This window comes from Dietzia sp. B19 (assembly GCF_014145155.1).
In the GTDB taxonomy this organism is placed as follows: domain Bacteria; phylum Actinomycetota; class Actinomycetes; order Mycobacteriales; family Mycobacteriaceae; genus Dietzia; species Dietzia natronolimnaea.
On record NZ_JAALED010000081.1, the window covers coordinates 1 to 3,305 of the forward strand.

A 3,305-nucleotide genomic window follows, 5' to 3' on the forward strand; every position below is an offset into this window, starting at 1 on the left:
GGCGGCTCGCGCGCGTACCGTCGATTCATGACCGAGCGGCAGCCGTACGAGGTGGTCGAGCGGTACCCGGAGTTCGAGCTGCGGCGGTACCCCTCCCATGCCGTGGCGGAGGTGCCCGTCCACGGGTCCTTCGGCAGTACCGGCAACCAGGCGTTCAGGGCGCTGTTCAAGTACGTTACCGGTCACAACGAGTCGGCCGGGTCCATCGCCATGACCGCACCGGTCGTCCAGGAGTCACCCGGCTTCGAGAAAATCGCCATGACCGCGCCCGTAGTCCAGACCGAGGCCGACGGCGGCGAGCACGTCGTCGCCTTCGTGCTGCCCGCCTCGCTCACCGCCGCGACCGCTCCGGTGCCCGCCGATCCTCGGGTGCGGGTCAGGCAGGTGCCCGACCGTGTCGCCGCAGCAGTGCGCTACTCGGGACGGTGGAGCGAGTCGGCCTATCGACGTCACCTGGCCGACCTCGAGGCCGCGATCGCCCGGGCCGGGCTGGTCGCCACCGGGCCGCCCAGGTACGCCCGGTTCGACCCGCCTTTCACGCCGTGGTTCCTGCGGCGCAACGAGGTCGTGCAGGACGTGGTGTGGCCCGAAGGCGGCTGACTCGCGTCGCGCTGGCGGTGTTCGGCAAATTGTCCGCTTCCGTTGGCTGCGGAACGGCGCTATTATCCGAACATGATAAACGGCAAGACGATAGATTCGAGACCCCCTTCGGAGGCGGAACTCGTCGATGCCGCGTCCCAGGCACTTCGCGAGAGACTCCCGCCGGAGTGGAAGATCGATACCAGGCAGGGCGCTACATCGTCGACATCTGGCGGCGCAGATTCTCTGATGATCGCCGAGGCTCCCGATGGGAGTGCCGCAACATTCTGTGTCACCGTCAAGAGCGCCGTCGTAGCTCGCGACATACCTGCGCTTCGGAAGAGGTGCGGCGACACTATGGCCCAGGTGCCGGACAGTGGGTGCCTGGTCTTGACTCGCTATCTCGCGCCCGCCGACCGTGCGCGGCTCGACGCGGCTGGCATTTCATATATCGATGCGACCGGCAATATGAGGGTTTCATCCCCCGTTCCCGCACTCTTCGTCTCGGATCGTGGTGCCGAAAGAGATCCCTGGCGGGGGCCAGGGCGCCCGAGGGGCACCCTCAAGGGAGAACCCGCAGCGAAGGTAGTCAGAGCGCTACTCGATCTTCCCGGGCCATGGCGTGTGCGGGAACTCGCCGACGTCGCCAATGCCTCGGTGGGGTCGGTATACCGTGTGATGCAGTTTCTCGAAGATCAGGGACTTGCGCAGCGGCTGCCTGACCGGCGATTCCTGGTGTCCGACTGGGCAGCTCTTCTGCGCAGATGGAGCGACGACTATCAGTTACTCCGGTCCAATGCCGTGTCCCATTGGATCGCTCCCCGGGGCCTGTCGGACCTTCTCGATACGGTGCGCGAGGAAGAGGACGTCGACTACGCGCTGACCGGGTCCGTCGCAGCAGCAGCGTGGGCTGCCTACGCGCCAGCCAGGTCGGCGATGGTGTACGTCCGAAACGTCGAACGTGCAGCGGCGAACTGGGGCTTGCGCGCGACCGAAGCGGGAGCGAACGTGCTGCTGATCGAACCCACTTACCCCGTCGTCATGGAACGCGCCATGACCGCGTTGGAAGGGCTCACGGTCGCCCGCCCGGCCCAGGTGGCTGTGGACCTCATGACCGGGCCGGGCCGGGCACCCGCAGAGGCGAACGAGTTGATCGAATGGATGAGGGCACATGAACAGTCCTGGAGAGGGTAGTGGCGATCTGCTCGTCAGTGCCCGGTCTGCGCTTCTGGACGCGGCCGAGGCGTTGTCCGAGCAGGCCGCAGTCGACGGGCTGATTGCGAGACCGGCATGGAGGGCCGCCCGTCATGACCTCGACACGCTTTGGGGCTGTCAAGTTGCTTGACACGGTGGTACATTTTCAGTGCGACCCCAATCGACGAAAGAGCCCCTGGGCTTCGGGAATGATCCCTAGTTGGTTGGGGTTTCGTGCGTCAGTAGTAGTGCTCGGTGCCGTACCCGAAGTAGTCACTCTCGATCCTGATCTTGCTCCGGATCAGTCTGTGAGCCCGGTCGTCGCCGGTCTCCCACTTCCGTGTGACCGCCCAGGTGCAGTAGTCCGCAGCCTGGAGACCGAAGTCGGACTCATCCCGCCAGAATGCCAATACTCGCTTGGCGCGGAAGGGCAGACACTGGGCCATGACATCGTCCACGGCGCCCCTGAACGCAGCCCGGGTCTTCCTGGTTCCCATCTGAGCGGCGACGACCTGGATGGAATCGCCCTGGTGGAACAGCTGAGGGGCGGCCCGACTGAGATGAAAAAACCAGGCGTACTGGTAGAACTTCGGTTCGGTTGGGCGGATCGAGGGCTGGGCCTTGGACTTCTCCAACAGAGTGATGTCGAACCGGAACTCAAGATCCACCAAGGCGTCGAACACCGCGTCTCGCACGACCTGGGCGTCCGGAGAGGCGTGGAAACACGAATCCAAACCCTGGGCCTTCCAGGCCAGTTCGTCTCGGAGCCGCATGAGGCGCGTCCGGAGCGCCCACACCTGTTTTTCGTCGGCGCACAGCGTGCCCACCGCGAAGTACCTGGATGCCTTCCCATTGCGGAGGAACTGGAGGTCGCCACTCTCATCTGCGAACAGATACTTGATCGCCACGAAGGGGCCTTTCTCTCGACTGCCACCTATGGAAGCACATCGAGAGGACACTCCTCGGGCGGGAAACTTACTATGCGCCATTACCCTCAGATGGCATAAAGGCAGGTCAGCGCGAGTATTTAGCTGTTTATCCACAGGCGCTCCCCAGCAAGTCACATCCTTGTAGGCCCCTGTGATGAGTTGAGGGCGCGGTGGGTGAATAGCGTGGACCAGCTCTACGTCGCGCCGCACGAGTTGGTCTATGCCGGTCGGTTCGAATGCCGGGAAGTGGCGGTCCGCTCTCGGCGGTCGTGGGCCTTGTCGTCGTCGCCCTCAAGAACGCAGTCCACGTCGGACAGTGAGCGTTAAGACGGAGCGGGTCCGGTGAGCCACCAGGCGATCACGTTACTTGTCAGCTCGGGGATCGGGCCCTCGCCGGTGGAGCCGTCGCCCCACCGCGGAAGGTCCACCCAGATGCGCAATGGTGGACTGCCGATCATCGGGAGGTCGACATGGGCGAGTGGGCGCATCGTCGAGGCGAGCACGTCCCTTTCGGAGGTCCCGCAGTTGAGCGCCGGGACGACACCCGGCAGGCAGATCACCTCGGCTCTCCGCCCCCCCCGGCGCCGTGGGCCTGCACAAGGG

3 protein-coding genes and 1 pseudogene are annotated in these 3,305 nt (G+C 64.9%); 2 read left to right on the forward strand and 2 right to left on the reverse strand.

Annotated features, from left to right (window positions below; genetic code table 11):
• Nucleotides 1–27: 27 nt before the first annotated feature.
• Both G6020_RS03250 and G6020_RS16870 read left to right on the forward strand, forming a co-directional pair.
• Nucleotides 28–600 (forward strand): heme-binding protein, encoded by a 573-nt coding sequence (locus G6020_RS03250; RefSeq protein WP_182609633.1) that lies wholly within the window; start codon nt 28–30, stop codon nt 598–600.
• 72 nt (nt 601–672) lie between these two features.
• Nucleotides 673–1,773 carry a hypothetical protein gene (locus G6020_RS16870; protein WP_241732549.1) on the forward strand — a complete coding sequence of 367 codons (1,101 nt, stop codon included), beginning with the start codon at nt 673–675 and terminating at the stop codon, nt 1,771–1,773.
• Nucleotides 1,774–2,012: 239 nt separating this feature from the next.
• Here the strand turns inward: G6020_RS16870 and G6020_RS03260 are convergent, their stop codons facing one another.
• Both G6020_RS03260 and G6020_RS03265 read right to left on the reverse strand, forming a co-directional pair.
• Nucleotides 2,013–2,681, reverse strand: coding sequence for a DUF3800 domain-containing protein (locus tag G6020_RS03260; RefSeq protein WP_107745800.1), 669 nt, complete (start codon nt 2,679–2,681; stop codon nt 2,013–2,015).
• Nucleotides 2,682–3,025: 344 nt separating this feature from the next.
• A pseudogene (locus G6020_RS03265) lies at nt 3,026–3,305 on the reverse strand (hypothetical protein); the annotation flags it as partial.

Coding starts and splice junctions, on each gene's coding strand:
- G6020_RS03250 (WP_182609633.1), top strand. CDS start 28: ATGACCGAGCGGCAGCCGTACGAGGTGGTCGAGCGGTACCCGGAGTTC.
- G6020_RS16870 (WP_241732549.1), top strand. CDS start 673: ATGATAAACGGCAAGACGATAGATTCGAGACCCCCTTCGGAGGCGGAA.